Origin of the sequence: Paraburkholderia polaris (assembly GCF_012927345.1) — a bacterium.
GTDB classification, from domain to species: domain Bacteria; phylum Pseudomonadota; class Gammaproteobacteria; order Burkholderiales; family Burkholderiaceae; genus Paraburkholderia; species Paraburkholderia polaris.
This window is the reverse complement of record NZ_JABBGJ010000015.1, coordinates 53,723-79,097: the sequence shown is the minus strand read 5'-3', so window position 1 is coordinate 79,097 and position 25,375 is coordinate 53,723. Positions and strand designations below refer to the sequence as shown.

The 25,375-nt window shown below is 61.3% G+C and carries 28 protein-coding genes; 9 read left to right on the top strand and 19 right to left on the bottom strand.

Annotation, left to right across the window (positions count from 1 at the left end):
- Positions 1-26: 26 nt before the first annotated feature.
- From HHL24_RS15580 to HHL24_RS15510, 15 genes are all read right to left on the bottom strand, one after another.
- Positions 27-284, bottom strand: a complete 258-nt coding sequence (locus tag HHL24_RS15580; RefSeq protein WP_169486350.1) for an RHS repeat domain-containing protein — start codon at positions 282-284, stop codon at positions 27-29.
- Positions 285-720: 436 nt separating this feature from the next.
- Complete coding sequence (locus HHL24_RS15575) at positions 721-2,124, bottom strand: MFS transporter (RefSeq protein ID WP_169486349.1); 1,404 nt, start codon at positions 2,122-2,124, stop codon at positions 721-723.
- Between the two features lie 24 nt (positions 2,125-2,148).
- Positions 2,149-3,414 carry an NAD(P)/FAD-dependent oxidoreductase gene (locus tag HHL24_RS15570; RefSeq protein WP_169486348.1) on the bottom strand — a complete coding sequence of 422 codons (1,266 nt, stop codon included), beginning with the start codon at positions 3,412-3,414 and terminating at the stop codon, positions 2,149-2,151.
- The gene (locus tag HHL24_RS15565) at positions 3,407-4,372 is read right to left on the bottom strand and encodes a VOC family protein (RefSeq protein WP_169486347.1); all 966 of its coding nucleotides are present in this window, start codon (positions 4,370-4,372) and stop codon (positions 3,407-3,409) included. Before HHL24_RS15565 ends, HHL24_RS15570 begins: the two co-directional genes overlap by 8 nt.
- Positions 4,373-4,389: 17 nt before the next feature.
- Positions 4,390-5,880, bottom strand: coding sequence for an aldehyde dehydrogenase (locus HHL24_RS15560; RefSeq protein ID WP_169486346.1), 1,491 nt, complete (start codon positions 5,878-5,880; stop codon positions 4,390-4,392).
- Positions 5,881-5,920: 40 nt separating this feature from the next.
- A complete protein-coding gene (locus HHL24_RS15555) occupies positions 5,921-6,751 on the bottom strand; it encodes an aspartate dehydrogenase (RefSeq protein ID WP_169486345.1) in 831 nt (276 codons plus the stop codon).
- Positions 6,744-8,402 carry a thiamine pyrophosphate-binding protein gene (locus tag HHL24_RS15550; protein WP_169486344.1) on the bottom strand — a complete coding sequence of 553 codons (1,659 nt, stop codon included), beginning with the start codon at positions 8,400-8,402 and terminating at the stop codon, positions 6,744-6,746. Before HHL24_RS15550 ends, HHL24_RS15555 begins: the two co-directional genes overlap by 8 nt.
- Positions 8,395-9,192, bottom strand: a complete 798-nt coding sequence (locus HHL24_RS15545) for an SDR family oxidoreductase (protein WP_169486343.1) — start codon at positions 9,190-9,192, stop codon at positions 8,395-8,397. The genes HHL24_RS15550 and HHL24_RS15545 overlap by 8 nt, the downstream gene beginning before the upstream one ends.
- A complete protein-coding gene (locus HHL24_RS15540) occupies positions 9,189-10,076 on the bottom strand; it encodes an IclR family transcriptional regulator (protein ID WP_169486342.1) in 888 nt (295 codons plus the stop codon). The genes HHL24_RS15545 and HHL24_RS15540 overlap by 4 nt, the downstream gene beginning before the upstream one ends.
- On the bottom strand, positions 10,077-10,967 hold the full coding sequence (locus HHL24_RS15535) for an alpha/beta fold hydrolase (protein ID WP_169486341.1): 891 nt from the start codon (positions 10,965-10,967) through the stop codon (positions 10,077-10,079).
- Between the two features lie 46 nt (positions 10,968-11,013).
- On the bottom strand, positions 11,014-11,541 hold the full coding sequence (locus HHL24_RS15530; RefSeq protein WP_169486340.1) for a cupin domain-containing protein: 528 nt from the start codon (positions 11,539-11,541) through the stop codon (positions 11,014-11,016).
- Positions 11,542-11,567: 26 nt separating this feature from the next.
- Positions 11,568-12,344 (bottom strand): SDR family oxidoreductase, encoded by a 777-nt coding sequence (locus tag HHL24_RS15525; protein ID WP_169486442.1) that lies wholly within the window; start codon positions 12,342-12,344, stop codon positions 11,568-11,570.
- Positions 12,337-13,434: an aromatic ring-hydroxylating dioxygenase subunit alpha gene (locus tag HHL24_RS15520; protein ID WP_169486339.1), complete on the bottom strand. Its 1,098-nt coding sequence runs from the start codon at positions 13,432-13,434 to the stop codon at positions 12,337-12,339. Before HHL24_RS15520 ends, HHL24_RS15525 begins: the two co-directional genes overlap by 8 nt.
- A 49-nt stretch (positions 13,435-13,483) precedes the next feature.
- A complete protein-coding gene (locus HHL24_RS15515) occupies positions 13,484-13,795 on the bottom strand; it encodes a recombinase-like helix-turn-helix domain-containing protein (protein WP_169486338.1) in 312 nt (103 codons plus the stop codon).
- 1 nt (position 13,796) lies between these two features.
- Complete coding sequence (locus HHL24_RS15510) at positions 13,797-14,111, bottom strand: non-heme iron oxygenase ferredoxin subunit (protein WP_020068683.1); 315 nt, start codon at positions 14,109-14,111, stop codon at positions 13,797-13,799.
- A gap of 440 nt (positions 14,112-14,551) precedes the next feature.
- Here HHL24_RS15510 and HHL24_RS15505 point away from each other — a divergent pair, with 440 nt between their 5' ends.
- Entirely contained in the window at positions 14,552-15,628 is a 1,077-nt protein-coding gene (locus tag HHL24_RS15505) for a porin (protein ID WP_169486337.1), read from the top strand.
- A gap of 103 nt (positions 15,629-15,731) precedes the next feature.
- On the opposite strand, the gene HHL24_RS15500 is transcribed toward HHL24_RS15505, so the two are convergent.
- On the bottom strand, positions 15,732-16,703 hold the full coding sequence (locus tag HHL24_RS15500) for an IclR family transcriptional regulator (RefSeq protein WP_169486336.1): 972 nt from the start codon (positions 16,701-16,703) through the stop codon (positions 15,732-15,734).
- A gap of 175 nt (positions 16,704-16,878) precedes the next feature.
- On the opposite strand from HHL24_RS15500, the gene HHL24_RS15495 reads away from it, so the two are divergent.
- Both HHL24_RS15495 and HHL24_RS15490 read left to right on the top strand, forming a co-directional pair.
- Positions 16,879-17,166, top strand: a complete 288-nt coding sequence (locus HHL24_RS15495) for a hypothetical protein (RefSeq protein ID WP_169486335.1) — start codon at positions 16,879-16,881, stop codon at positions 17,164-17,166.
- 125 nt (positions 17,167-17,291) lie between these two features.
- Complete coding sequence (locus tag HHL24_RS15490) at positions 17,292-18,977, top strand: acid phosphatase (RefSeq protein WP_169486334.1); 1,686 nt, start codon at positions 17,292-17,294, stop codon at positions 18,975-18,977.
- A 42-nt stretch (positions 18,978-19,019) separates the two neighbouring features.
- On the opposite strand, the gene HHL24_RS15485 is transcribed toward HHL24_RS15490, so the two are convergent.
- Positions 19,020-19,694 (bottom strand): DUF4410 domain-containing protein, encoded by a 675-nt coding sequence (locus HHL24_RS15485; protein ID WP_169486333.1) that lies wholly within the window; start codon positions 19,692-19,694, stop codon positions 19,020-19,022.
- A gap of 159 nt (positions 19,695-19,853) precedes the next feature.
- On the opposite strand from HHL24_RS15485, the gene HHL24_RS15480 reads away from it, so the two are divergent.
- The 6 genes from HHL24_RS15480 (at position 19,854) to HHL24_RS15455 (ending at position 23,828) form a co-directional block, all read left to right on the top strand.
- The gene (locus HHL24_RS15480) at positions 19,854-20,213 is read left to right on the top strand and encodes a DUF3564 domain-containing protein (protein WP_169486332.1); all 360 of its coding nucleotides are present in this window, start codon (positions 19,854-19,856) and stop codon (positions 20,211-20,213) included.
- 446 nt (positions 20,214-20,659) lie between these two features.
- Positions 20,660-21,409, top strand: coding sequence for a DNA/RNA non-specific endonuclease (locus tag HHL24_RS15475; protein WP_169486331.1), 750 nt, complete (start codon positions 20,660-20,662; stop codon positions 21,407-21,409).
- Positions 21,402-21,662, top strand: coding sequence for a hypothetical protein (locus tag HHL24_RS15470; RefSeq protein WP_169486330.1), 261 nt, complete (start codon positions 21,402-21,404; stop codon positions 21,660-21,662). The genes HHL24_RS15475 and HHL24_RS15470 overlap by 8 nt, the downstream gene beginning before the upstream one ends.
- Before the next feature lie 266 nt (positions 21,663-21,928).
- The gene (locus HHL24_RS15465; protein WP_169486329.1) at positions 21,929-22,300 is read left to right on the top strand and encodes a hypothetical protein; all 372 of its coding nucleotides are present in this window, start codon (positions 21,929-21,931) and stop codon (positions 22,298-22,300) included.
- A gap of 299 nt (positions 22,301-22,599) precedes the next feature.
- A complete protein-coding gene (locus HHL24_RS15460; protein WP_169486328.1) occupies positions 22,600-22,941 on the top strand; it encodes a hypothetical protein in 342 nt (113 codons plus the stop codon).
- Between the two features lie 2 nt (positions 22,942-22,943).
- Positions 22,944-23,828 (top strand): 4-hydroxy-tetrahydrodipicolinate synthase family protein, encoded by an 885-nt coding sequence (locus HHL24_RS15455; protein WP_169486327.1) that lies wholly within the window; start codon positions 22,944-22,946, stop codon positions 23,826-23,828.
- Positions 23,829-23,889: 61 nt separating this feature from the next.
- Here the strand turns inward: HHL24_RS15455 and HHL24_RS15450 are convergent, their stop codons facing one another.
- Positions 23,890-24,495: a lytic transglycosylase domain-containing protein gene (locus HHL24_RS15450; RefSeq protein ID WP_169486326.1), complete on the bottom strand. Its 606-nt coding sequence runs from the start codon at positions 24,493-24,495 to the stop codon at positions 23,890-23,892.
- Positions 24,496-24,629: 134 nt separating this feature from the next.
- Positions 24,630-25,343, bottom strand: coding sequence for a Crp/Fnr family transcriptional regulator (locus HHL24_RS15445; protein WP_169486325.1), 714 nt, complete (start codon positions 25,341-25,343; stop codon positions 24,630-24,632).
- Positions 25,344-25,375 lie beyond the last annotated feature (32 nt).

The following is a 25,375-nucleotide window of genomic DNA, read 5'->3' as shown; positions in this document are numbered from 1 at the left end:
GGAAGAGGAAGGCGATTGCAGCGCACCTAGCGCGCGCTGGTTCGAACCGGGATCGCAGGCACAGTCAGCGCAGGGGATGCGCCAACGGCAGCGGCATTTGAAGCGCCCGCGCCGCTCGCACGTGCCGCAGCAGACAACGCTCCCTGCCGCCGAATCGCCGTGATATTGCCGGCTAAGTCGTAGTCGTAATACGCAATGGCGCCCGCGACCGTTACCGACGTCAGACGGCCCAATGCGTCGTATCCGTAGGTAATGTCGTCGGCATGAGCCGACTGTATTGGCATAGCCAGACAAACCAAAACGCAGCAATTCGCTACGCGCTCGACTAACACCCTGCGATGTCCACCCCATGTGCCGACACAGGAATGCGCGCATCCAGATAAACCGATCATCAACATCTCCCAACTTTATTTATAGGTTTACTAATCAAGTGGAAGATATCGAAAGGCGAAGCCGATTTATAGAGGATTGTTCTCTAACTGAGTAGTAAATCCCTTACGTAGCGACGGCAAAGTGATCTTTCTCTGTGCGAGCGCAAATTGGTCAGCCCAGTTCACTGATCGCGCATACCAATGAATTGCATGAGTGCATGCACAACCGCCCGCGTAAAAACAAAGGGCGCACCACCCAGTGCGCCCTTCATCTCCCTGCCATTGCGGTTCTGCTACTGCTCTACCTCTACATCAACCGCCCACCAAACTCATCGCACGCTAAAAAGCCTCAAGCCTCGAGTTGCTCCAGCACTTTCCCCTTGGTCTCGATACCAAGAAAGTGCACCGCAATCGCCGCAATGAACGGCACAACCGCGAGGATGTAAAACGCTACTTCCAGATTGCCGCCGATCATCGTCTTCGACACGATGGCCGGCGCGAAGATCGCCGCCACCTTCAGCCACGCGCCGCCCACACCGCAGCCCATTGCACGGATGCTGGTCGGATATAGCTCCGGCGTGTACACATAAGCCGTGATGAAGCCGCAAGCAAGGAAGCCGAGCGAGAACGCGCAGCACGTCGCCACCACATACACCGACGAGTTGTGGAACACACCCGCCAGCAACAGCGACAGCGCGCACGCCACGAACGACAAATTGATGATCGGCTTACGACCCACCTTGTCGACCAGCAACGCACAGGTCAGCGAACCCACCACCCCCAGCACCGAAGCCGCCACCGCCAGATTCAACGCAAGTTGCAGCGGCGCGTGATAAACCGTGCGATAGATCGTCGGCAGCCAGGTCGACAGACCGTATTGAATGAAGCCGCACGTAATCCACAGCATCGCCACAGCCATCGTGCGCTTCAGATAGGCCGGTCCGAACAGGTCGCTCATGCGGCGCTTCGGATGGCGATTGGCCATCGCTTCGAACTCCGCCGAATTGGCGACCGGCGGCAGCGGACCTTTCACAGCGCGCTCGAAAGCATGCACGGCTACGTCAGCGTCGGCCATCCGTTCACGCTCGGCAAGCCAACGCGGCGATTCCGGCACCAGCTTGCGCAGAACGAAGAACAGGATCAACGGCATGCCGCCGATGAAGTACATTGCCTGCCAGCCGAAGCGCGGCACGATCCATGCACCCAACGCGTTCGATGCGAGCAAACCGACCGGAAAAACGATTTCATACAACAGCACGAAACGGCCCCGGCCATGCGCACGGCTGATTTCGTTGATGTATGTCGCTGCCACGGGCAATTCGCCGCCGAGCCCCAGCCCTTGGATCACACGTAACACGACAAACACCGCGAAGGTCGGCGCAAACCCGCACGCAATACTCGTAATGCCGATGATCCCCGAGCTCAACGCAATCGCCTTCACGCGACCCTTGCGCTCCGCGTACCACGGAAACACAAACGCGCCGATCAACTGCCCGATCGAACCCGAGCCAATCAGGAAGCCAATTTCCCACGGCGTCAGATGCCACTTCGCAATCAGGATCGGCAGCGTGGCCGCGATCGCGATCACATCGAAGCCGTCGAAGAACGTCGCGAGACCGATCAGAATACGCGCGCGCACCTGCATCGCATTCTTCGGCAAACGCTCGAGACGCGCGATGATCGAACCCCGGGTCACGGGGCCTGAGACACCGGCGCTGCTGCGGTCCCCCATGGTGTTGTCGATGGTTCTCATGCCGTGGTGCCGTCCGTAGTGTGGTTAGGCAAGCGCCGTTGAGGCGTCGGTCAGGGTGGCAAGGTCGATAGTCCGGCCCTGATTCATCCATTTGCGCGACAGTTTCAGCTCGCGTGGAGTGTTGATGGCGATCACGCCGCGAATCGCGCCGTCTTCCAGATGGAAAAGCGTGGCACGCTTGCCCGGCAAATCACCGCGTACAGCGAGTTGTGCATCACCCGGAATGTCGCCGAGGATTTGCAGATTGACGTCGTATTGGTCGGACCAGAACCACGGAATGTCCGCATAGGGTTCGAAATTACCGAGCAATGCTTTTGCCGCCGAGATCGCCTGGTTCTGCGCGTTGGCCCACGATTCGAGCCGCACGCGGCGCTTCAACCACGCGCTCGGATGGTTCGCAACGTCGCCGCAAGCGAAAATACGCGGGTCGTCGGTGGCACCGAAATGATCGACGACGATGCCGTCTTCCACCTTGATACCCGCGGCTTCCGCCAGTGCCGTATGCGGCGTGAGGCCGATACCGGCGACCGCGAAATCGGCGTCCAATGTGGAACCGTCAGCGAACGTTGCGCGAATACGGTTGGCGTCGTTCGGATGATCCGCAATCGACACGAGCGATGCGTTCAAACGCACGTCCACGCCATTCTCACGATGCAGTTGCAGCAGGAAATCCGACACCATCGGCGGCAACGAGCGAGCGCACAGACGCCGTGCACCTTCCACTACCGTCGCTGCCACGCCGAGCTTGCGCGCAGTGGCCGCAACTTCGAGACCGATCCACCCACCGCCTACGACGAGTACGCGCTTGCTTGCGCGCAGGCGTTCGCCCAAAACGACGGCTTCGTCGAGCGTACGCAGATAGGTGATGTGCGAGGTCTTCACCAGCGCGTCCGGCAGACGGCGCGCCGCGCCGCCGGTTGCAATCACCAGCCGGTCGTATTGCACTTCACGGCCCGACTGCGTGCGCACGATGCGCTGTTCACGATCGATCGAAGTCGCGCAATCCGGTTGCCATGCTTCGACATTCAGCGCGTCGAAATCCTCGGGCTTCACCAGACGCACGGTTTCGATATCCGCCTCGCCGGCCAGCACGGCCTTCGACAGCGGCGGGCGCTCGTACGGCAGATGAATCTCGTCGGCGATCATCACGAGTCGGCCGTCGAAGCCTTCCTTGCGCAACGTCTTCACGACCCAACCCGCCGCCTGACCACCGCCGATCACGACGATCGTGCGCGGTGCTTCGAGTCCGGCATGCGCGGCTTGCGCCTTTTCAGCAGCAGTGTCAGTCATTTTTCCGCTCCGTCATGAACTTGCCTTCCGGCGCCTTCGCGTTTTTCTGCCGACGGGTATTACCGTCGATGCCGCCGTCGATCGCCCATTCGGCGAACACGGTCGGACCCGGTTCGAAATCGCGCGGCTGCCATTCGGGCGTGAGTTGGTCTTCGTCGGCGTAGTACTCGATCAAACCGCCAGCCGGATTCTGGAAGTACCAGAAGTAAGCCGACGAGACCGGATGACGTCCGGGACCGAGTTGCGTATCCCAACCGCAACGGCTGATATGCATGCCGCCGCCGAACACTTCGTGGATATCGCGTACGGTGAACGCCACGTGATTGAGACCGCGCTTACCGCCCGGCAAGGCCAATAGGAAAATGTCGTGGTGGCCGCCGTGCGGTGCGCAACGCATGAACGCGCCGCGGCCCGGATAGCGGTCCGACATTTCGAAGCCGAGCAGCTCCTGGTAAAACTTTTCCTGTTCCGCGAGTTGATTCGTGAAGAACACCACGTGGCCCACTTCGACCGGTTCAGCACGTTCGTAGATCGGTGACGGTTGATCGACGCGCAGCGTCTGGCCCCACACGTTCGAAGGCGAACCGTGAATATCGAGCGCACGTTTGCGGGTCACTTCGACGCGAATCGCCATACCGTTCGGGTCGATACAACCCACAGCGTCTTCAGTTTCAAAATGACCCGGCTGGCCGGCGAAACGGCCTCGCAATTCGTCGAGTTCAGCTTTCGTCGCCACGCCCCACGTCACTTCACGCAACGTCGGGCCTTCTTCGAAGGCGGGCGGCAGCGACGGGTCGTTCGCATCGACAATCAGAACCGTGCAACCGTTCAGCGTCTCGAAGCGCGCGCGCGTTTCGTCATGCGCCACTTCCGTCATGCCCCAGTCTGCGAAAAACTGGCGACAAGTGGCGAGATCCGTCACGCCGTAAATAATCTGTTCAATGCCGAGAATCGTCATAACGTGCCTCTTGCGTATTAGTTCGCCCACGCCAGCGGCGCGTCGTTCAAGCCCCAGTAGAGGCTCTTCTGCTGCATGTATTCGCGGATGCCGAGACGGCCTTTCTCACGTCCCATGCCGCTCTCTTTCCAGCCGCTGAAAGGCGTCGAGATCGAGAACAGCTTGTAGGTGTTGATCCACACGGTGCCGGTTTCAAGCGCGCGGGCGATCCGGTAAGCGCGTTTGTAATCGCGCGTCCAGATGCCGGCGGCGAGGCCGAACACACTGTTGTTGGCTTCTTCCAGCAGCGAAGCTTCGTCGTCGAACGGCATCGCGACCAGCACCGGGCCGAAGATTTCTTCCTGGCAGATGCGGGCGTCGTTCGTGAGGCCTTCGAGAATGGTCGGCTGGAAGTAGGTGCCCTGTTCGCGGCCATCGCCAACCGGACGCTCGCCGCCGCACAGCAGGCGGCCGCCCTCTTCCAGACCCAATGCGACGTAACGTTCGACTGTTTCGCGATGCGCCGCGGTAATCAGCGGCCCCATCTGCGTCTCAGCGCGCGACGGATCGCCGACGCGCAGCTTGCGTGCGCCCTCCGCGAGACGCTTCATGAACGCGTCGTAAATCGAGCGCTGCACGAACAGACGCGAGCCCGCGATGCACGCTTCGCCCGACGAACTGAAGATGCCGTACAGCACGCCGTTGACTGCGTGGTCGAGATCAGCGTCGTCGAACACGATGGTCGGCGATTTGCCGCCGAGTTCGAGCGAGACTGGCATCAGCTTGTCCGCTGCGATACGCGCGATACCGCGGCCGACTTCGGTGCCGCCCGTGAACGACACTTTCTTGACCAACGGATGGCGCACCAGCACGTCGCCGATTACGGAGCCCTTGCCCGGCACTACGCTGATAACACCCTTCGGCACACCGGCTTCTTCGCAGATACGAGCCAGCGCCAAAGAGACGAGCGGCGTGACCTCAGCCGGCTTCAGCACCACGGCGTTGCCACCTGCCAGTGCCGGCGCGAGCTTCTGTGCGTCCGAAGCAATCGGCGAATTCCACGGCGTAATCGCCGCGATCACGCCGATCGGTTCGTAAATGCTCATCGTCAGATAGTCGCCGCGCGAGGGCGTCACTTCTTCGTCGAGTGTTTCGAGGCACGCCGCAAAATAGCGGAACGTGTTGGCAGCGCTCGCCACCAATACGCGCGTTTCGTTGATCGGCTTGCCGTTGTCGCGGCGTTGCAATTGCGCGAGCGCTTCGTGACGCGCCATGATCAGATCGGCGATGCGATACAGAATCAGTGCACGTTGATGCGGCTTCAGTCCCGACCAATCCGCGCGGCGCCATGCGATATCCGCGGCTTCCACGGCTTCGCGGGCGTCCTCGGCATTCGCCGTCGAGATTTCCATGTTGACCGACTGGTCCGCCGGATACAGGCTTTTGTACGGGTTGCCACGCCCTTGCCGCCATTCGCCGCCGATGAAAATATCGCCGGTGGGCACGAGGCTGGTATCGAAGTGAGTCATGTCGGTCGTTCCGGTTTGCTTCAGCTAATGAGCTAATGTCTTAAATCACGCAACGTGCCGCGCGATTGCGTAGCGCACGAATCGCGCTGAACGCGGTCAATGCAGACGTCTTGGGGTTGTCCGGCAGCGGCTTGCCGCACATTTCCAGCGACATCTCGCCGAATGCGCCGCGCGCCACAATGCGGTGCACGTTGCGCGTCATCTTCGGGTCGGCGATCAGGCGCACCATGGTCTGGTCGAGACCGAGACCAGCAAGCGCGATCGTCGCGGCGACGTTGGCGTTCTTCGGATACAGCCGTGCTGCTTCGCGCGCGCTGCCTTCGAAAATCACGCGCTCTTCGGTCAACGCATGCAGATCGCACACCTGTTCCGCGGGCGTGCCGAGCCAACCCGTAGGCGGCTTGCGGCCCGTGTACAGCACTTCGTCGAGACCGCCGAGTTTGGCCGCGGACAACGCATCCACGCCGCCAATTGCGCCCGACAACAGCGTCAACGTTGCGTCGCCTTCATCGGCCGCAGCGGAAAGCGCATCGAGCAGCATCATGTCGGACAGCGCGCCGATCGACGCCACCGCGCAATCCGTACCGGCTTTCAGCAACGGCACCACGTGATCGACCAGGGCGCTGTGCCCCGCGCATTCCAGCGCGAAATGCGGCTGGCTGCTCAACGCGGACACCGACGCCACCACATCGACCGACGCGCCCACCACTTCACGCACCGACGCCATATGGCGTTCCGGCACGATTACGTGCGACACGCGCACCGTCGGATCCGACTCGACCGAGCGATACACCGCCTGGCCGATCGCGCCGAAGCCGATCATCGCGACGTCGACGGGTGCGTGATGCCCCGCGTAGCCGGCCTCATGCATGTTCCGGCTCCTTTTCCTTGACCGGCGGGCCTGCGAACGCGGTGGCGAACGAGCCGACCGACAGCATGTCCACTTCGACCAGCACGGGGCCCGTCTTCGCCATGCCTTCGCGGATGATCTCCTCGGCCTGGTCGAGAGACTTGATGCGGTAATGCGTCAGCTTCAGGCTCTCGCAGAACTGCGCGAAATCCGGCTGATGCAGATCGACGTAGCAGCGGCGGCCGCCGTATTGCGCGTCCTGAATGTTGCGGATCACGCCGTAGCACTGGTCGTTCATCAGCACGATCATCACGTTGGCGTTTTCCTGCACGGCGGTCGCGAGTTCGCCGACGTTCACCATCAGGCCGCCGTCGCCGACCAGACACACGGTCTTTGCTGCATTGCCAGCAAGTGCAGCGCCAATACCCATTTGCATGCCCTGGCCGATACCGCCACCGAGTGCATGAACGCCCGCACGCGGCGAGAAAATCTTCAGCATGCGGTTACCCCACGTGCTGTTGGAGATCGTGACGTCGCGTACCCAGTTGTAGTCGCGGCCCACGGCCTGTTGCAGCGCGTCGACGAGGCGCTTGTACGGGCCGAGGCCCTTGCCCACATCGGCGACGGCGCTTTCGCGCGCAGCGGCCAGATCTAGTGCGAACTTAGGATCCACCTTCAGGCGGCCTTCGAGCAGCGTCGCGAGTTCTTCGAGCACCGACGATGCATCGCCGTGAATGAACATGTCGTTGCGATAGCCGCGGTTGTCGGCGAGCGCGTCAGCGTCGATGCGATACAGCGGTTGCGGCAACGCCAGCTTGTACTTCAACGTTTCATTGCCACGCAGACGCGAACCGACCACCACCAGTGCATCGCAAGTCTTATAGAAACTTTCGACAGCGGCATGCACGTTGAACGCGCCCAGCGTCGCCGGATGATCTTCCGGCAGCACGCCACGGCCTTGCACGCTGGTCACGACACCGAAGCCCAACGCGACGAGACGTTCAACCGCAGCACGTGCATGACGCGTGCCGCCGCCGAGCCACAACAGCGGACGCTTCGCATTCGCCAGTTGATCCGCGAGTTGCGCGACACGCTTGCTGCAATGCGTGAGCGTCGTGACGTGCGGTGCAGCCAGATCGGCGGGCCATTCCACTTCTGCCGCTTGAATGTCGATCGGAATTTCGACGCTGACCGGGCCGCTCGGCGCGGTTTGCGCGACACGTACGGCTTCACGGATCGTCGGCAGTGCGGTTTCGACCGAGCGCACGCGGAACGCGGCCTTCGAGATCGACGACAGCATCGACAGTTGATCCGGCGCTTCGTGGATATACGCGAGGTCCTGATCCAGGTATTCGGTTTCGATCTGGCCGGTGACGTGCAGCACGGCGGTGCCGGCCGTCAGTGCTTCAACCATTGCGCCGGCTGCATTACCAGCCGCCGTGCCCGTGCTGGTGAATGCCACACCAAGGCCGCCGGAGACACGCGCCAGGCCATCAGCCATGTTCACCGCGCCCGCTTCGCCACGTGCGCCGACGTAGCGAATCTTGCCGCGGTTGTGGATCGCGTCAAGGATCGGCATGTTGTGGATCGAGATCACGCCAAATGCGGTTTGAACGCCGCATTGCTCGAGAAAAGCGGCGATCAGTTCGCCAACGGTGGTTTTGTTAGACATGTCGTGCAACGCCTCCAGAAACATCGATGTGACTGCCCGTCGTATAGGACGACAGCGTCGTAGCCAGGTAAAAGAGCGCTTGTGCGGCTTCTTCGGGTTTGCCGAAGCGGCCTAGCGGAATGTTTTTCTTGCGCGCCAGTTCGGCGGTCCAGTCTTCCCAGCTCTGGCCCGGCTGCGCTTCTTTCGCGTAACGGCGGCGCCATTGACCCGATTCGACGATGCCGATCAGAATCGAATTCACGCGAATGCGTTGCGGTGCAAGTTCCACCGCAAGCGATTTGATGAGGCTCAGCACACCGGCACGTGCCGACGACGTCGCCACCATGTGCGGCTCGGGTTGCAGGGCGAGCAGCGAGTTCACGCAGACCACTGCCGGGTTTGATGCGTCGCGCAGCATCGGCAGGAACGCGCGGGTCGGGCGGATCACGCTGAAGTACTTCAGGTCGAGTTCTTCGCGCCAGGCGTCGTCGGTGGTGTCGGCGAACGTCGACACGCGACCCTGGCCGGCGTTGTTCACCAGCATGTCGGCGCGGCCAAAGCGTGTTTGCACCGCTTGCGCGAATGCGTTCACTTCGTCGGCGTCGAGCACGTCGCAGGTTTGCGCGAGTAATGGCGCGCCGGGAAACTGCGCCTTCAGCGAGGCCTCGGCTTGCGCGAGACGTTCGCTGTCGCGTCCGCAGATCGCGACCGAGGCGCCTGCGCGCAGAAACAGTTCGGCAGTCGCAAGGCCGATGCCGGACGAACCGCCCGTCACCACCGCTACCTGCCCGGTCAAGTCGATTTGAATCATTTGAGCCCCAGTGCCTTAAAGTATTTCGCGCCCGCGTTCGGGCTACCCTTCGGCCGATAGTTGAGCCGCTGCGACAGTTCGTCAGCCGCGCGGCGGACCTTGTCGATCAGGCCGCTATCGAGCAACGAGGCGTCGATCTCGTGGCGCGGAATCGTCGTCGTGATCACGGCGACGATGCGGCCCGTGTCGTTGCGCACCGGCGCGCTCACCACCGAAATGCCGCGTTCGAATGACGACTCGCTGATCGCGTAGCCGCGCTTGGCGTCGTCGCGAATCCGTTCGTACAGGTCGTCGATAGAGGCAGGCGTCTGCTTCGTGAAGCGTTCGAGCTCCGGCTCGGGATAGAGCTTTTTCAAGTCCTCGAGCGTCATGTCGCCCATCAGCACCTGACCGTGCGTCGTCGCGTAAGCCGGCAGACGGGTACCGACGTTCACCTTCACCGAGCTGAAAATCGGCGCGTGGCTTTGCGCCTTGGCAACGAATACAACATCACGTCCATCACGAATCACGATATGGCTCGTCAAGCCGGTGTCGTTGCGCAATACTTCGATAATGGGCAAACCGAGGTCGGTCAATTCGAGCGAGCTCAGGTATTCGAAACCGAGCCGCAGCACCGCGACGCCGAGGCGATAGTTGCGGTCCTTATCGGCGCGCTCGAGAAAGCCGAGCGATTCGAGTGTTTGCAGCAGACGGAACACCGTCGTGCGGGGAATCTTCAGGCGCTTCGATAATTCCGGTGCGCCGAGAACGGGCTCGCGCGGCGAGAACTCCGTCAGAATCTTCAGACCGCGCTCCAGACCCGGCACGCGATAGCTGATATCGCTGCTGGTGTCGTTGCGGTCGTCGTCCGCGTCGCGCTCGGCGTTAATCGTGTCGGGCGTCATTCATTGGCTCCGTTGTCCGTCGCTCGCGCGGCAGAACGTGTCGATGATCGCGGTGTACGCGGCAGGTGCTTCGATATAACCGGCATGCCCCGCGCGTGGCACGACTTGCAATTGGGTGCCGGCAGCCAGTGCGAGTCGCTCGCAGGCTTCGGGGGGCGTAATGGTGTCGTCTGCGCCGACCGCGACGTTGATGCGGCCTTTGTAGCGCGCGAGATCGCTGGCGAGATCGGCATTGGCGAGCAGATGCGTCGCTTGCGCATAGCCGTGCGGGATCACGCGTGACATGTTCCAGCGCACCCATGCGCGCGCTTCGTCGTTCGCGTGAGCGGACAACATATTGGTGCTGCGTTTCTCAGCGAGACCTTGCGGGCCCAACTCTTTCAGCATGGCAAGACGTTGATCGCGTTTCGTTTCGCGAACTTCCGCCGATGCCGCGCCGTAACCGCCAGCAGGCGACAACAACAGCAAGCCGGCCACGCGCTGCGGATTCGTCACAGCAAACGCGCCCGCGATGATCGCGCCGAGCGAATGACCGAGCAGCACGCAGCGTTCAATGCCGAGCGCGTCGAGCCATTCCGTCAATACGGTTGCGTAATCACTTGCAGCGGGCGAATCGGCTTCTACGGGTGTTGATGCGCCATACCCCGGCGCATCCCACGCCAGCACACGGCACGTTTCCCCCAGCACTTCAAACTGCTGCACCCACGAAGCCGCGCCCGAACCGATACCGTGCAGCAGCACCAAAGGCAGCGCTTCGCTTTCGGCGCTATCCACGTCGCGATAGCTCACCGCGCGTTGCGATGACAGCCAGATCTGCTGCGCGGGAAAGCGTGCAAGGCGCGCTTCGAGCGTAGCGTTTTGATCGACGGTAGCGGACGGGACTGCGGACATGATTTCCTTCGCGGGTTTTCGTGAGACTGCGCTGGTAGTTAAAGGCTTAGCGCTTGAGCGCGGCCAAAGGCGAATCCGGCGGGTAGGTCGGCGTGATCGGCTTGGCTGCGCCGAGCATCACGCACATCAACGCGTCTTCTTCGCCGATGTTCACTTCCGTGCGATAGACGCCCGGCGGCACCGAAATCAGATCGCGTTCGCCGAGCACGGCTGCCCACGTTTCGCCGTCTTTCTCGCAGATCACTTTCATCTTGCCGCGCAGCACGAAGAAAATTTCTTCGACGTCCATATGAATATGGCTCGGGCCGATGTTGCCGGCCGGGATCACCATCGTCGAAAACGTGAAGCCGCCTGCGGGCACCGTGTTCACGTCCTTCGCGACGCCCGTGCCGCCCGTGCCGACATAGCGCATTTGCGCGCGGCGATATTTCGGGTCGTAGTCGGCCTGGAACTTCAGCGCATCCCAGTCATAACGACGCGTTTCCAGGCGCGCGACGCGGCTGTCCAACCATTGTGCAAAGCTCGCGTCCGCGGGTTGGTCCCACGATTTGCGTTCGATATCGGCGTCCGCCATCTCTTTCTCCTTACGATTCGACAAGATCAATTCATCACGAAGCCGCCGTTGACCGGCAGCAACTGGCCGGTCACGAAGCGCGCGGCGTCTGACAACAGGAACAGCACGGGCCCGGTGACGTCGTCGGGCACTTGTGCGCGCGTCAGCGCGCGGCCTTGCAGGTAATACTGGTGGCGCTCGGCGGGCACGTAGGCGGTGGCCTCGACTTCGGTGAGGCCCGGCGCGATCGCGTTGACCGTCACTTGATGTGCACCGAATTCGCGCGCCAGCGAGCGGGTCATCGAGATCACGGCGCCCTTGCTCGCGACATACGCGAGCAGCTTCGGTGCGCCCCACATCGCCGTATCCGAGGCGATGTTGACGATGCTGCCGCGGCCCGAGTCGCGCAAATACGGCAATGCGGCGGTGCTCATCAGCCACGTGCCGCGCACGTTGACGTTCATCACGGCGTCCCACGTGTCGACCGACAACTCGTCAGCGAACTTGCCGCCCGAGTTGGTGATCGCCGCGTTGTTGATCAGCGCGTCCAGACCGCCGAGTTGTGCCGCGGCCTGATCGGCGAATTGCTTGATGCTGGCGGGATCAGCGAGATCAAGCGGCAGATACGTCACCTCATGGCCTTGCTCGACCAGCGACGCAGCGAGCGCTCGGCCTTCGTCATGCAGCACGTCGCCGAACACCACTTGCGCGCCGGCTTGCACCAGCGAGCGAACAAACGCCGCGCCGAGACCACGCGCGCCGCCCGTCACAAGGACGCGCCGGCCTTTGAGTGCTGACAATGCCGGTGGCGCTTCGTTATGCATGGCTGTGGCCCGCTGCTTCGGTTTGAACTGCGCCGGCTTGAGCGGCTTGAGCGTGATAGGCATCCAGTTCAGCGAAATGCTGCTGCGCGCGCTGACGGAACATGCGCCGCACACGCGTCATGCCGACGTCGTGCTGATAGAGAAATTCGTGCTCGCGTGCGTTCGGCGCCATGCTTTCCAGAACATAGCGGTCCTGTTCCAGCACGGCCCAATGCAGCGCTTCCAGACGGTTGCGATACATGAAGCGCCATGCGTCACGCTGCCAGCCCGACACCTTGCGCGTACGCCAGAAGTAAACCTGGCAGTTGTCTTCATCGACCGGCGTAGCAAAACCGATGATCCCGAAGTTGCCGCCCGGGCCGAACTTCTTCTTGTACGGAATCGCGAGGCGCATCCACAGCGTGCCGGTTTCGCCGAGTTCGACCCAGTCGAAGTTCACGTCACGCTGGCCGACCTTTTCGAACATCAGACCGGTTTCGGTCTTGCGCACGCGCATGTCGGCCTGCTTGTCGCCTTCGGCCATCGAATGCGACGTCGCGTGCAGATACGCACCGTGCATCGGGTCCATCACGTTGTCGATCGCGTACTGGTAATTGCACTTCCAGTGCGACATGCACAGGAAGTTCGCGTACTCGTCGCCGACCAGTTCTTCCGGCAGCACGAGCGGCGTGGGTTCTTTATGGGCATCGTCGCCGAACCACAGGAAGATCGCGCCGGCATGCTCTTCGACCGGATACGACTTCACGCACTTCTGGCCTTCCAGCGGGCAGTTCGAGACAGCCGGGACTTTCGTGACCGTGCCGCCGCCGTCGATTTCAATACCGTGATACCAGCACGCCACGCTGCCGCCGAGATTCCAGCCGAGCGACAGACGCGCGCCGCGGTGCGGGCAGCGGTCTTCGAGCGCGCGGACTTTGCCTTCCTTGTCGCGCCACAGCACGATCTGGTCGCCGAGGCGCGTGATGCCGACCGGCGCGTCGCCGACTTGCCAGCTCGGTGCAACGGGATACCAGTAATTACGCAGGCCTTTGTTCAGATACGACTGGATCGGGTCGGCCGCGGCTTGTGTCGTTGTATTGGGGGACGTCATAAAGAGACTCCGGATACGAAAGCGATGAGACGTGTTCGGGAAAGCGCGCTTATTCGGCGAGCAGGCGGAATTCGGCGGCGAGACGGTCGGCGTCCCACGTGTTGCCTTCCGGAGTGCGGAAGCCCACACGATTCAACCCGTCGACGACTTCCTGCAACTCATTCGCGCCGGCTTCGAAAACCTTTTCAAGCGCATCGCCGAAGTCGTTTTCGTACTGGGTCGGCTCCGCTTTACGCGTTTGCCAGATGAAGTTTTCGGTCTCGCCCGGTTTTTCGATCACACCCTTGCCGGCGACGTTGTTCGGCTGCGGCGCGAGCCACGGCTTCAGGAAGGGATTGAAGTTCACGGTTTGCTCTCGCATGTCATTCCACCTTGATCTGGATTTCTTCGCCGGCGAGACGTACCGAGTACATCTTCAGGTCGCGGCCACCGGGCTCTTTCAAGCATTTGCCGGTCGGGATATGGAACACGGCTTCGTGCAGCGGGCATTCGACGGTGTCGCCGTCGACAAAGCCCTGCGTCAGCAGCGCGTACGCATGGGGGCAGACGTTTTCCAGCGCGTACAGCGCATCGCCCACCTTGTAGATGCCGATTTCGGTGCCGTCGAGTTTGAACTCGAGCGGCGCGTCTTCGGACAGGTCGCCGGCATGGCCGGCGCAGCGCCATTGTTCAGTCATTTCTCGCCTTCTCCTGAAGCCTTATGTTCCATACAAGGAACATCAGTTCGTGTATGGATAATTATAGGAGTGACCTTGGCTAGAGAAAATAAAAATCTGGGCTGGTAGGGGAAAACACCGACTGTGGCGTTCACAACACAGCTTTGCGTGAAGTGAGATGAATGGCCGCGTTTGCTCAAGAGCCTTTCTGGGCTTGGGTTTACCGGTAATTTTCAGACAAATGTCGACGCCTTCATACGGGTTTGTACGGGGTCCGAAAATTTATTTTGACCGCCTCTAGAGTCACTATACTTTTCCATAGGCGATACAAACGCCCATAGGTGGAACATAAAGCGTAGCAGTTTTGGCGCATAAACCCGAAGCTGCATTCAACCCAAAGCAAGGATCAGGGACGACGAAATCGGCGCGAGCTATCCGTCGTGTGATCAGGAGAACCAACGGTGAAGCACATCATTGCGGCGGCCGGCTTGACGGCAATCTGCGCAACGACTGGCGCATGGGCACAGAGCAGTGTGACGCTATACGGCAGCCTGGATGCCGGTGTCGCGTATATCAGCAATGCGGGTGGCAGTTCGAAGTGGATCGAAGAACAAGGCAACATGCAGCCGGACCGCTGGGGCCTGAAGGGCGTCGAGGATTTGGGCGGCGGTCTGAAGACGGTTTTCCAGTTGGAAAACGGCTTCTATACGACCACGGGGGCATTCGCCAAAGCGGGCACGCTGTTCAATCGTCAGGCGTTCGTGGGCTTGAGTTCGGACCAGATCGGCACCGTGACACTCGGCCATCAGACGCCATTCAGCTTCGACGTGCTGGGTCCGTTTAGCACGGGTTATCAAGCCGCGAGCTGGTACGCGTTCCATCCAGGCAACATCGACGAACTCGCCGACACGGGCGTGGTGCCGTTCGACAATTCGGTGAAGTTCCGTTCGGCGAGTTTCAACGGCTTCTCGGTCGGCGCGATGATGGGTCTCGGTAACACGACCAACTTCTCGACCGGCAAGACACTGAGCTTTGCGCTTAGCTATGCGAACGGTCCATTCAAGGCCGGCGCGACCTATGCGAACGAGCACGACCGTACGCCGTCGATCGTGACGACGGGCATCACCACCTTCCAGGGTGTCGCCGCGGCGAACTACACGGCGGACAAGGTCGAGAACATGGGCGCGGGCGCGTCATACCAGTTCGGCAAGCTGCTGGTACATGGCTTGTACACGCGTGTGAAGCTGGAATCGTCCGGCCATTCGGACACGTATCAGAGCTACGACGTGGGCGCGAACTACCAATTCACGCCATTCAACAGCGTTGCCGGCGGTGCCGCGACCACTACAATGGCCGGCCATCGCTGGACGCAGTTTGAGATCGGCGATATCTATGCGCTGTCGAAGTCGACGCAGTTGTATGTGAATGCGCTGTATGAGCGCGCGGGCTCGAATACGGACGCCGCGTTCTTTACGGCGGGTGTATCGAGCGGCCGGAACCAGACGATTTTCCTGACGGGTATCCACCACTCGTTCTGACGGCAGCCATGTCGGTGTTGATATCGATGTCGGCGCTGTAAAGCAAACGACCCGGCTGCTTACGCACCCGGGTCGCTTTATATAAGCAAAAACAGAAGCCGAATCAGTTCGCCGCAACCGGTCTGCGACGCGCTTGAGCCGCAGTCGGATCATCCGGCCGCGGACGATAGCTGAGCCGCTCGGACAATTCGAGCGCCGCCTGGCAAACCGCGATGATGAGCGGCTCGCGTTCCTCCGCTTCACCGATATCGGAACGCGGAATGGTGACGGTCAACGCGGCTGCAATCTTGCCGCTTTGGTCGCGCACCGGCGCGCTCACTACCGAAATCCCTCTTTCGAAAGACGCTTCGCTCAACGCATAGCCGAGCGCCGCGCTTTCGCGCACTCTTCCATATAGCTCTTCGACAGTCGCCGGCGTGCGTTCGGTGAAACGTTCGAGTTGCGGCTCGGGGTACAACTGACGTAATTCTTCGAAACTCAAATCGCCCATCAGCACCTGGCCATGAACGGTTGCATGCGCGGGCAGACGCGTCCCGACATGCACCTTCACCGAACTGAACATCGGCTCATGGGTTTGCGCTTTGGCGACGAACACTACGTCGCGCTGGTCGCGGATCAGCAGATGCGTGCTGAGGCCGGTCGCGTCGCGCAAACGTTCGAGAATCGGCGTGCCGACGTCGGTGAGTTCGAGTGAACTCAAGTATTCGAAACCGAGCCGCAACACCGCGACGCTCAAGCGGAAATAGCGGTCGCCGTTTACGCGTTCGAGAAAGCCTAAAGCTTCGAGCGTTTGCAGTAGACGAAATGTGGTGGTGCGCGGAATGCCGATGCGCTTCGACAATTCGGGCGCGCCCAGAATCGGCTCGCGCGCGCTGAATTCGGCGAGGATGCGCAGGCCGCGCTCCAGCCCCGGCACGAGATAAGTCGATCCGCCGGTGCTCTCTTCATCGGGGGAATCGGTCGTATCGGCGCCGTCCGCGTGGGACAACGCCGCATCGTCCTGTGAAGCCGGGGCCGTCGCACCGCGTGGCCTCGCGTGCTTGCGTCCCGCTCCTGTCTGCTCTTCTTTTGCCATCTTGGCTGCCGTCTTTGCCGTTGTCTCTGCTGTTCATCGGGTACAGATCAACATGATAGCGCGAAGCACACGGCGGTCATTTTCGTTTCGCGCGGTGCTATGCTTTGGTGCGGTCCATCGCGCGAGGCCTCACTGCCGCGCCCTGGTTCCCGCCAGGCGTCCGGAGACCACGCTCATGTCCGATTCCGTCCAGATCCAAGTTGCCGACTCACATCTTTATCCGGGCTGCGCAGTGCATATCGCGCACCTGCCCGAGCCGACCCGCGCGGCCACGGCTATAGTCGAATTCGCGGACGGCTCCGGCGCGCATGCCACCTGCCATCGGCGGACTTTCGACGAACTCGAATTGACCGTCGACGGTTACGCTACCCAGAGGCGTCATCCAGTGGACGCCAAGCATTGGCTTCTGCTTGCCGTCGATTCGACGCACAACAGCTGGCGCGTGAAGCGACGATTACCTTAGCTGTGCCGGAGCCTTCCGGCCACCTCGTATCTGAACCCGGTGCCGCGCGCACGCCGCCCCGAGCGGCAGCTATCTGGATCTATCTGGCTGTTATGCGCCCGTCACGCTAACCACAAAACCTACCGATGACAGACAACGACTCCACCCTGCCGCCGAACCCCAACGACGCTCCCGACGATCCCGATCGCCGCCGTGTCCTGACCGGGCTTGCGGCGGTCGGCATCGGACTCGCATTGACCGGTTGCAAGACCGAGCTCAGTACCGCGAGCGACACGGCGCCGCGCAGTGCCGCAGACTTGCGGCTCGACGCTGCACTACGTGACCAGGTCAAGCAGATCGTGGTGATCTACGCCGAAAACCGCAGCTTCGCGAACCTGTACGGCAACTTTCCCGGCGTCCAGCATCCACTCGACGCGGTGAGCGCCGAGCGTTATCTGCAACTCGACCGCGACGGCAAGACGCCGCTGCCGCGCCTGCCGGCAATCTGGGGCGGCCTCGTGCCGCAAGCCCAGGAGGTGGACGGCAAGCGCTACATGATCGGCCAGAAGGACATCAGCAACCTGCGCAACGGGCCCTTCCATATCACCGATGCACAAGGCGCGCCTTTGCCGAACGGGGTGATCACGCGCGATCTGGTGCATCGCTTCTATCAGAACCAGATGCAGATCAACGCCGGGCGCAACAATCGGTTCGCCGCATGGGGCGACTCCGGCGGCCTGGTGATGGGGCACTACCGCAATTCCGCCGACACGCTGCGTCTGTGGAATCTCGCGCAGCAATACACGCTGTGCGACAACTTCTTCATGGCGGCGTTCGGCGGTTCGTGGCTGAACCACATTTTTCTGATCTCGGCGCAGGCGCCGTTCTATCCCGACATTCAAAACAGTCCGGCGAAGAAGATGGTCTCGGTCGTCGAAGGCGACGATCTGACCGGCGCGCGGCTAAAGCAGGCGGCCGACTCGCCGGCGTCCGCGCTCGACGGTCCGCCGAAATTCGTCAACGACGGTGCGTTTACCGCCGACGGCTACGCCGTCAACACGATGGCGCCGCCCTACCAGCCGAGCAATGTGCGTCCAGCCGAAGGCGGCAATCCGGCCTTCGCCGACGCGTCGAATCCACGCGTGCTGCCGCCGCAAAACTACGCGACGATCGGCGACCGTCTGACGGACAAAGGCGTCGACTGGGCGTGGTACAGCGGTGCGTGGCAATACGCGTTGGAGCATCAGGACACGGGCGCCGTGCCTGACTTCCAGTACCACCATCAGCCGTTCAACTACTTCACTAATTACGCGCCAGGCACGGCCGCGCGGCGTAAGTATCTGCGCGACGCGGGTCTCGGCGACGACGCCTCAACCAATCGACTGATTGCCGATATCGATGCGGGGCGTTTGCCGGCGGTCACGTTCTACAAGCCGCAAGGCGATCTGAACATGCACGCGGGGTATGCGGACGTCGCATCGGGCGACCGGCACATCACGAACGTTATCGAACATATTCAGCGCAGCCCGCAATGGGCCCACACCGTGATCGTCGTCACGCACGACGAAAACGGCGGCTGGTGGGATCCGGTCTCACCGCCGAAGGGCGACCGCTGGGGGCCGGGGTCGCGGATTCCCGCGTTGGTGATTTCGCCATTGGCGAAGAAGGGCTATGTCGACCATACGGTGTATGACACCAATTCGATTCTTCGCCTGATTAGCCGCGTGCATGGGCTGGCGCCGCTCGATGGGGTTGTCGCACGAGATCGGGCTTTTGCGCAGAATGGCTTGGCGCCGCTTGGGGATTTGACGGGTACGCTGGATCTGGCCTAAGCCGCTTTTACCTATCTCGCGGGGTGGGCAGCAGCGCGTCAGTCACTGCGCCACCCCGTGCAGCTTTGCAATCACCGAATCCGAGATTTCTTGCGCGGTCTTCTTGATCGTCTTCTTCTCATCGCCGCTCGCCATCACGAACTTGGCCGCGATCACGTATGGATTGAGCTTGATCACCGCGCCTGGCTTACCCTTGCTGTCGGCCTCTTCGACGGCCTGATAGAGCGGCGGCAAATCTGCCGTCCCCAAGCTGTCGCACGACACGGCCACTTGAATATCGTTCTGACCCGCACCAAAACCGACCATCGCGCGCCTGAGCCGATTGCCGTCGTCGACACTCAGAAACACGCCGCGCACTTGCCAACCCGCTGCGGGTAATGGCTGACCGGGCGCAGTGCGGCGCGCGTCGACGCCGCCTTGTTTCAGATCCGCAGTCAGCGCGTCCGCCATCTCGTTCACGATGTCCTTGGCGTGGTCTGCCGGATTCTTGTCCTTGCCCATCGGGCCTGGGCCGCTCGGCAGCAGTCCGCGCAGGCGGCGCACACGTTGCCCCGGTCCGCTGTCAGCTGTCACGTTGGCCACGTCGAGTTCGAAGTCGGACACATAGACGATCGGCGCTGGCGCTGCGAAGGGAGCGCTGTCCGCCGCGGCACTGAGGGTCGATACCGCACCCAGACATGCCGCCACCATCGTCAGTTCCAGAAATCGACGCAGCATGGCGTGCCTCCGCGAATGTCTTTATGACGCGGCTATCCTACAGCCGTATGCACCGCGCGTAAGTTTTTTCGTGCCTGATCGTCGTACCTTTTGCCTTGCATAACACGCGTTGCAGCATAGACTGTTAAAGCACTACTTCGCAATTTGTACGGAACTGCCATGCGCCTGACCATCCTCATCAACGGTTCCGATCCCACCGTCAGCCACGATTACGCTGTGTTATGGCTCGACACCGATGAACACCGGTGGTCGAGGGAAGCGCATCAAGGGATCGATCTGCCCCCGTGGGGCGAGTTACGCGACGACGATGGCGTGACCACGCTCTGTGCGCCGAGCACAGATGCGCCGTTGTGCACGCTGCGTGGATTGCATGTCGATCGCAAGCAACGCGTGAGCGCGGCGCAAGGTGCCGCAGCGTGGACAGCCCTGCCCACGCGCGCACCGACCAGCGGCTTCTGGCGCTTACAAGCTGTCGACCGCCAGAACGTGCACGCCGAACACAGCGTTTTCGGCAATTAAGTTCTGGCGCTTTTTCGCCGGTCGAAGTTTTTACACACGCAGACCGCGCCGCCCGTGCACGGGCGGATTCGTGTGCCGGTTCAACCTTCAACTCATTCCGCACTCCGCACTCCGCATCGCCCGCTTAAGTCGTTCTTAAGTTTGCGTGCGTAGAGTCAGAACTCCACGCATTTAGGGTCGCTGCAAAGCGGCCCGTTTTTTTCGTGTGGCGCTTTTTGCTGTGCGCCGGGCGCTTCTCCCGCTTCTCCCGCTTCTTCCGCTTCTTCCGCTTCTTCCGCTTCTTCCGCTTCTTCCGCTTCTTCCGCTTCTTCCGCTCACAGCATTTTCATCATCGCGGGTGCAGCGCAAAAGCCGCTTCCTTCCCTGTGTTTTCCCGCGTTCCACGTCGCTCGATACAGGCTCGCGACGCTATACTTGCGCCCCCCAATCCTTCAATTGACTGACACATGAAGAAGTGGCTTGCCTGTCTATTGTTCGCCGTTGCCGCTCACGCGAGCGCGGCGCCTTCCTGCACCCAGTTCACCCCGAATGCGCAATGGCCGGTTCTGACCAATCAGAAGATGGCGCCGAAAACGCGCATGCTTTGCTATAGCGATTTCGCGGTGCTGCATTCGGGTATCACGCATGGTCCACTGTGGTCCGCCGAGCATCTGACGCGCGACCATATCGAAGCCGCCAAAGACATGGTGCGCACCAACAAATTCTTCGAAGACGCGCGTTTGCCCGACGGTGAAGGCGCAACGCTCGCGGACTATAAGCGCAGTGGCTTCGATCGCGGGCATATGAGCCCGGCGGGCAATCGCTGGAATCAGGAAGCGATGGCACAATCGTTTTCGCTGGCCAACGTCGTGCCGCAGAACCGCGAGAACAATCAGCGCTTGTGGGCACGTATCGAAACGTCGGTGCGTAGGATCGCGATGTCGTACGACGATACCTATGTGGTCACCGGGCCGATTTTCAGCGGCCAGCAATTGCAGACCATCGGACCGACGCGCGTCTTCGTGCCGACGCAATTGTTCAAGGTGGTCTACGTGCCGTCCCGGCAAATGGCGTTCGCGGTGATCGTGGACAACGTCTCGACCAACCGTTACGACATCAGGACGATTCACGAACTCGAGGCGGCCTCGGGCATCCGTTTTCCGGGTATTCCGGAGAATCTCAAAGATCAGCGACCGGGAGGACTGAAAGGTGTTTAAACCCTATTCGAACGATGACGACGTGCTCAACATCGAGGGCGATGCACTCACCGTCAGCAACGGCACCACGCGCGTGGTGCTGAACGGAACACTGGAGCTGACTCAAGACCAGCGCGGGCTGAAGGCGGCGCTGGCCTTGAAGGAAGCGATCGATGCGGTGGTGGCCGCGCTGCAGGCGCAGACCAATTTGCCGGCGAAGGTAAAGGATGAGCCGGATGCGAAACCGGGCGTCGTGCAGAATCCGTTTCAATAGCGCGGTCAGGAATCGCTAAAGCGCGCGGATGTGGGTTCTCTTCGTTGCGCCTGTCGCTCGACAGGCGCGCCTCATATCAAACCAGGCCTGATGCAGCTCATCCACGGAAACATTCCTGGATGATTCAGGATCCCGATATGTATCCGCCGTTACGTTTTGTCACCAGAGCACCGTCAACTGCTGTCTTCCGGCCAGCGTTAAACCGGCAGCGCTGAAACATTTCAGCCGCGACACGAAAAACAACCGGTTAAACCAGGAGTTACATCATGAAGACGCTTTTCGCTGCTCTCGCTTCCGCTCTGGTCGTGTCGACCGCGTTCGCACAAACCGCAGCGCCGTCGGCCGCGCAACCCGCGCAAACGCAAGCCGCCGGTCAAGCGAATCTGAAGGCGAGCACCGCGGTGCAAACCGGCGCCGCCGACAATGGCACGGCGACGACGAAAGCGCCGGCCAAAGCCGCTACGAAAGCGCATGTGAAAAAGATTTCCGCCAGCCACACAGCGAAGACCCATAAAGTCGCCAAGAAGACCACCGTCGACACAAGCGCAAGCAAGACAAAGCCGGAGAGCGCGAAAGAGGCCAGCAATGCCCCGGCAAAAGCCGACGGCGCAAAGACCGACACGACGAAGACGCAATAACACGTGATCGGTTTTCGGCACGCACCGGCCAGGCATGCGTAGTTAATCGAAGCCGAACTGTGCCGTTCAGGGAGGGCGAGTCTCACGACTCGCCTTTTTTTTATGGGCGCGTCACATGACGCCTGGTTGAAGCTCACGCAAAGTTTATTTGCCAGCACGGCGCCTGGTCCAATTCGAGCGACTCGTCGAACCCGCATGATTTTTTCAGCGGACACCTCAATTTTTGCACTGCGTTTACCTGCAGAAGTCTAATCTCGAACTGTCTTGATCAACCATGGCGTCAACGAACGCCGCATCAAATGGCTCTCACGCAATCAATCGACAGCTTCGAAACGCAGCCGCTCAGCGCGCCGCCGCTCCAACGCAACAATGTCATTCCCTTCCCCGCGGCTCGCGCCCGCTTGCAGGTAACCCTGCCCCACCCGTCGCACGATCTTCCCGGCACCCAGCTCCGCACCCTGCTTCATTCTCCGCTCGGCGTGTATGTGGTCAGCACGGAAGCCTTGCGCGAAGAAATCCGCGTACAACTCGACATTGCGCTCGACGACCTCGATTTCACCTTGCATACGCTGATCTCGACACTCCCCACAGCACTGATCGGACCACTGAAGCGCCGTCATGCCGTCGCAAAGGTGCGCTAATCATGTTTTCAGGTATCTGGTTGCCCATCGCTACTCCGTTGCGTAATGGCGAAGTCGACGTCGACGCGTTGCAACGCCTCGCGGACTACTACCTGCACACGGAGATCAGCGGTTTTGTCGCCTTGAGCACGACGGGCGAAGCCGCTTTGTTACAGGAATCCGAGCGCCTCACCGTGTTGCAGGCGCTGACCGATGTGATCGGATCCGGACTGCCGATGCTGATCGGCGTCGGCGGGTCCAATACGCGCGACGTCCTGCACGATATTCAATGCTATGAGCGCTGGGACTGTGCGGGTTACCTGGTGTCTCCACCGTCGTACGTATGTCCGGATCAGGCCGGTGTGCAATGGCATTTCGAACAGGCCGCACTCGCCACCGAGCGCCCGATCGTTTTGTATGACGTGCCACATCGGACCGGCGTGACGATCGCGCCGGATACGGTTGCGCGCCTGGTCGAGTACGGCAACATCGTTGCGATCAAGGAATGCGTGAAGGAACACTTCAGTAAGCTGCGCGGCCTGCCGATCAACGTGCTGTGCGGTACCGATGAAGCATTGGACGACTGTCTGAACAACGGCGGCACAGGTGGCATTCTGGCAAGCGCACATGTTTGCGCGGATCTTCTGATCGCAGTGCAGGAATTGATCCGGGCCAATCGCGACATGGACGCGCGCAACCTGTTCGCCAGCTTGCTGCCCGTGTTGCGTTTGCTGTTCGCCGCGCCTAACCCGTCCGCGATCAAGGCAATGCTGGCATTCGATCATTCAATGACCGATGAAACGCGTATGCCGATCACGCGCGCGTCGGCACAACTCGTCGAGCGTCTGAGTACCGCGCGCGACAGGCTGCAAGACCTGCGCGCCGAGTTTGCCGGAGCGATGAGCTAAAGAGCTAGAGCTAGAGCAAGAACAAGAAGGTCCGAGGAAGAATGCGCCGCGAATCAGTTCATCATTCGCGGCGCAAACTTGCGTCCAGGCGCTGCATCCGCAGCACGACACGCCGCGCGTAACCGCGGCCGCCGCCACTGTAGCGAAGCAGTGCGGCGTCGAGATCGCCGCCACTCTCATCGAGGTAGCCGCGCAAAATAGTCGAGCCGATCCGCACGTTGATCGCCGGATCGGACAAGTCAGTTGTGCCCGCAATCAATTGCGGATGCGCAGCGGGCAAGATCTGCATGAGCCCGCGAGCGCCTGCGATGCTGACCGCGTAGCGATCGAAACTCGACTCGACCGACATCACGGCGAGCAGCAATACCGGCGAGATGGCGTGACGGTCGGCTTCAATCAACACCGCGCGGGCGATCTTCATGGATTCCAATGGCGCAACGCGAAACTGCGCGCGCAGCATGGCGGTGATATCGCTGAGTGCAGGCAAGCCGGCGTCAGGCGTTGCGTCGCTCGCGGCAGTTGGAACTGCCAACGCCGACTGCGCGTCGGCGGCCTGCGATGCAGCGGCAAGCGAGAAGACGATCGCCGCGAGCATGACCTTCAGGCCGACTCTCGGGCGAAGGTCTCGTTGTGTTTGCACACCATCCAGAGCGCTGTTTCCATGCATAGGTTCGCTTCCTGACCGGGGGTGCATCGACCTTACCGGGCTTGGTGTAGCGAATCGCCAAAGAAATAGGGGTGCGCCGTAAAATGCTTATAAAGATACGTTGTCGCGCGTGATCTCAACGCGACTCAGCTCGATCAATCCGCCGCCGGATTCAGATCGGCTAGCGCGCTCAGCTTTCGCACATCGGCGATTTCGATTTCCGCATAGCCCAGCTTCAACGCGCCCTGCATTTCGAACTGCTTGAGCACCTGATTGATCGTCTGCCGCGACAAAGCCAGCATCATCGCGAGGTCCTCCTGCGGCACTTTGAGAACACGCCGCAATGCGCCGGGTTCGCCGTAACCGCCTGCCATCAATAACAAGCGGCGCGCCACGCGCTGAGCGGCTGGAAGCAAGGCGGCTTCTTCAATGGCGTCGAAAGCGAGGCGCAGTTTTTGCGTCAATAGCAAACCGAACACATGCCAATACTCGGGCGCGCGTTCGAGCAACGCGGCGAGCGCGGCGCGCGGCACATGAAACAGCTCGGAATCGCGTTCGGCGTACGCATCATGGGTTCGCGGGCGGTTATCGAACAACGCGATCTCGCCGAACCAATTGACTGGCTCGATGACCGCCAGCAACGCTTCCTTGCCGGCCGAACTAGCCGCGCCGATTCGCACCAGACCGTCGAGCACGCAATAGAGGCCGTCGTCGGAATCGCCGCGCGTGAAGAGCCGTTCACCGGCCGCCAGGCGCTCGACACGCCCCGCCTGGATCAACTGCGCCCGCATGGCAGCAGGCGCCGAGCGAAACCACGCGCCGCGCTCAAGCAGCGTGGCAAGCTCATTCGATGAAAAACTCGCAGTCATAGGACGGCATCCGTGCCCGATTGTCGGCTACC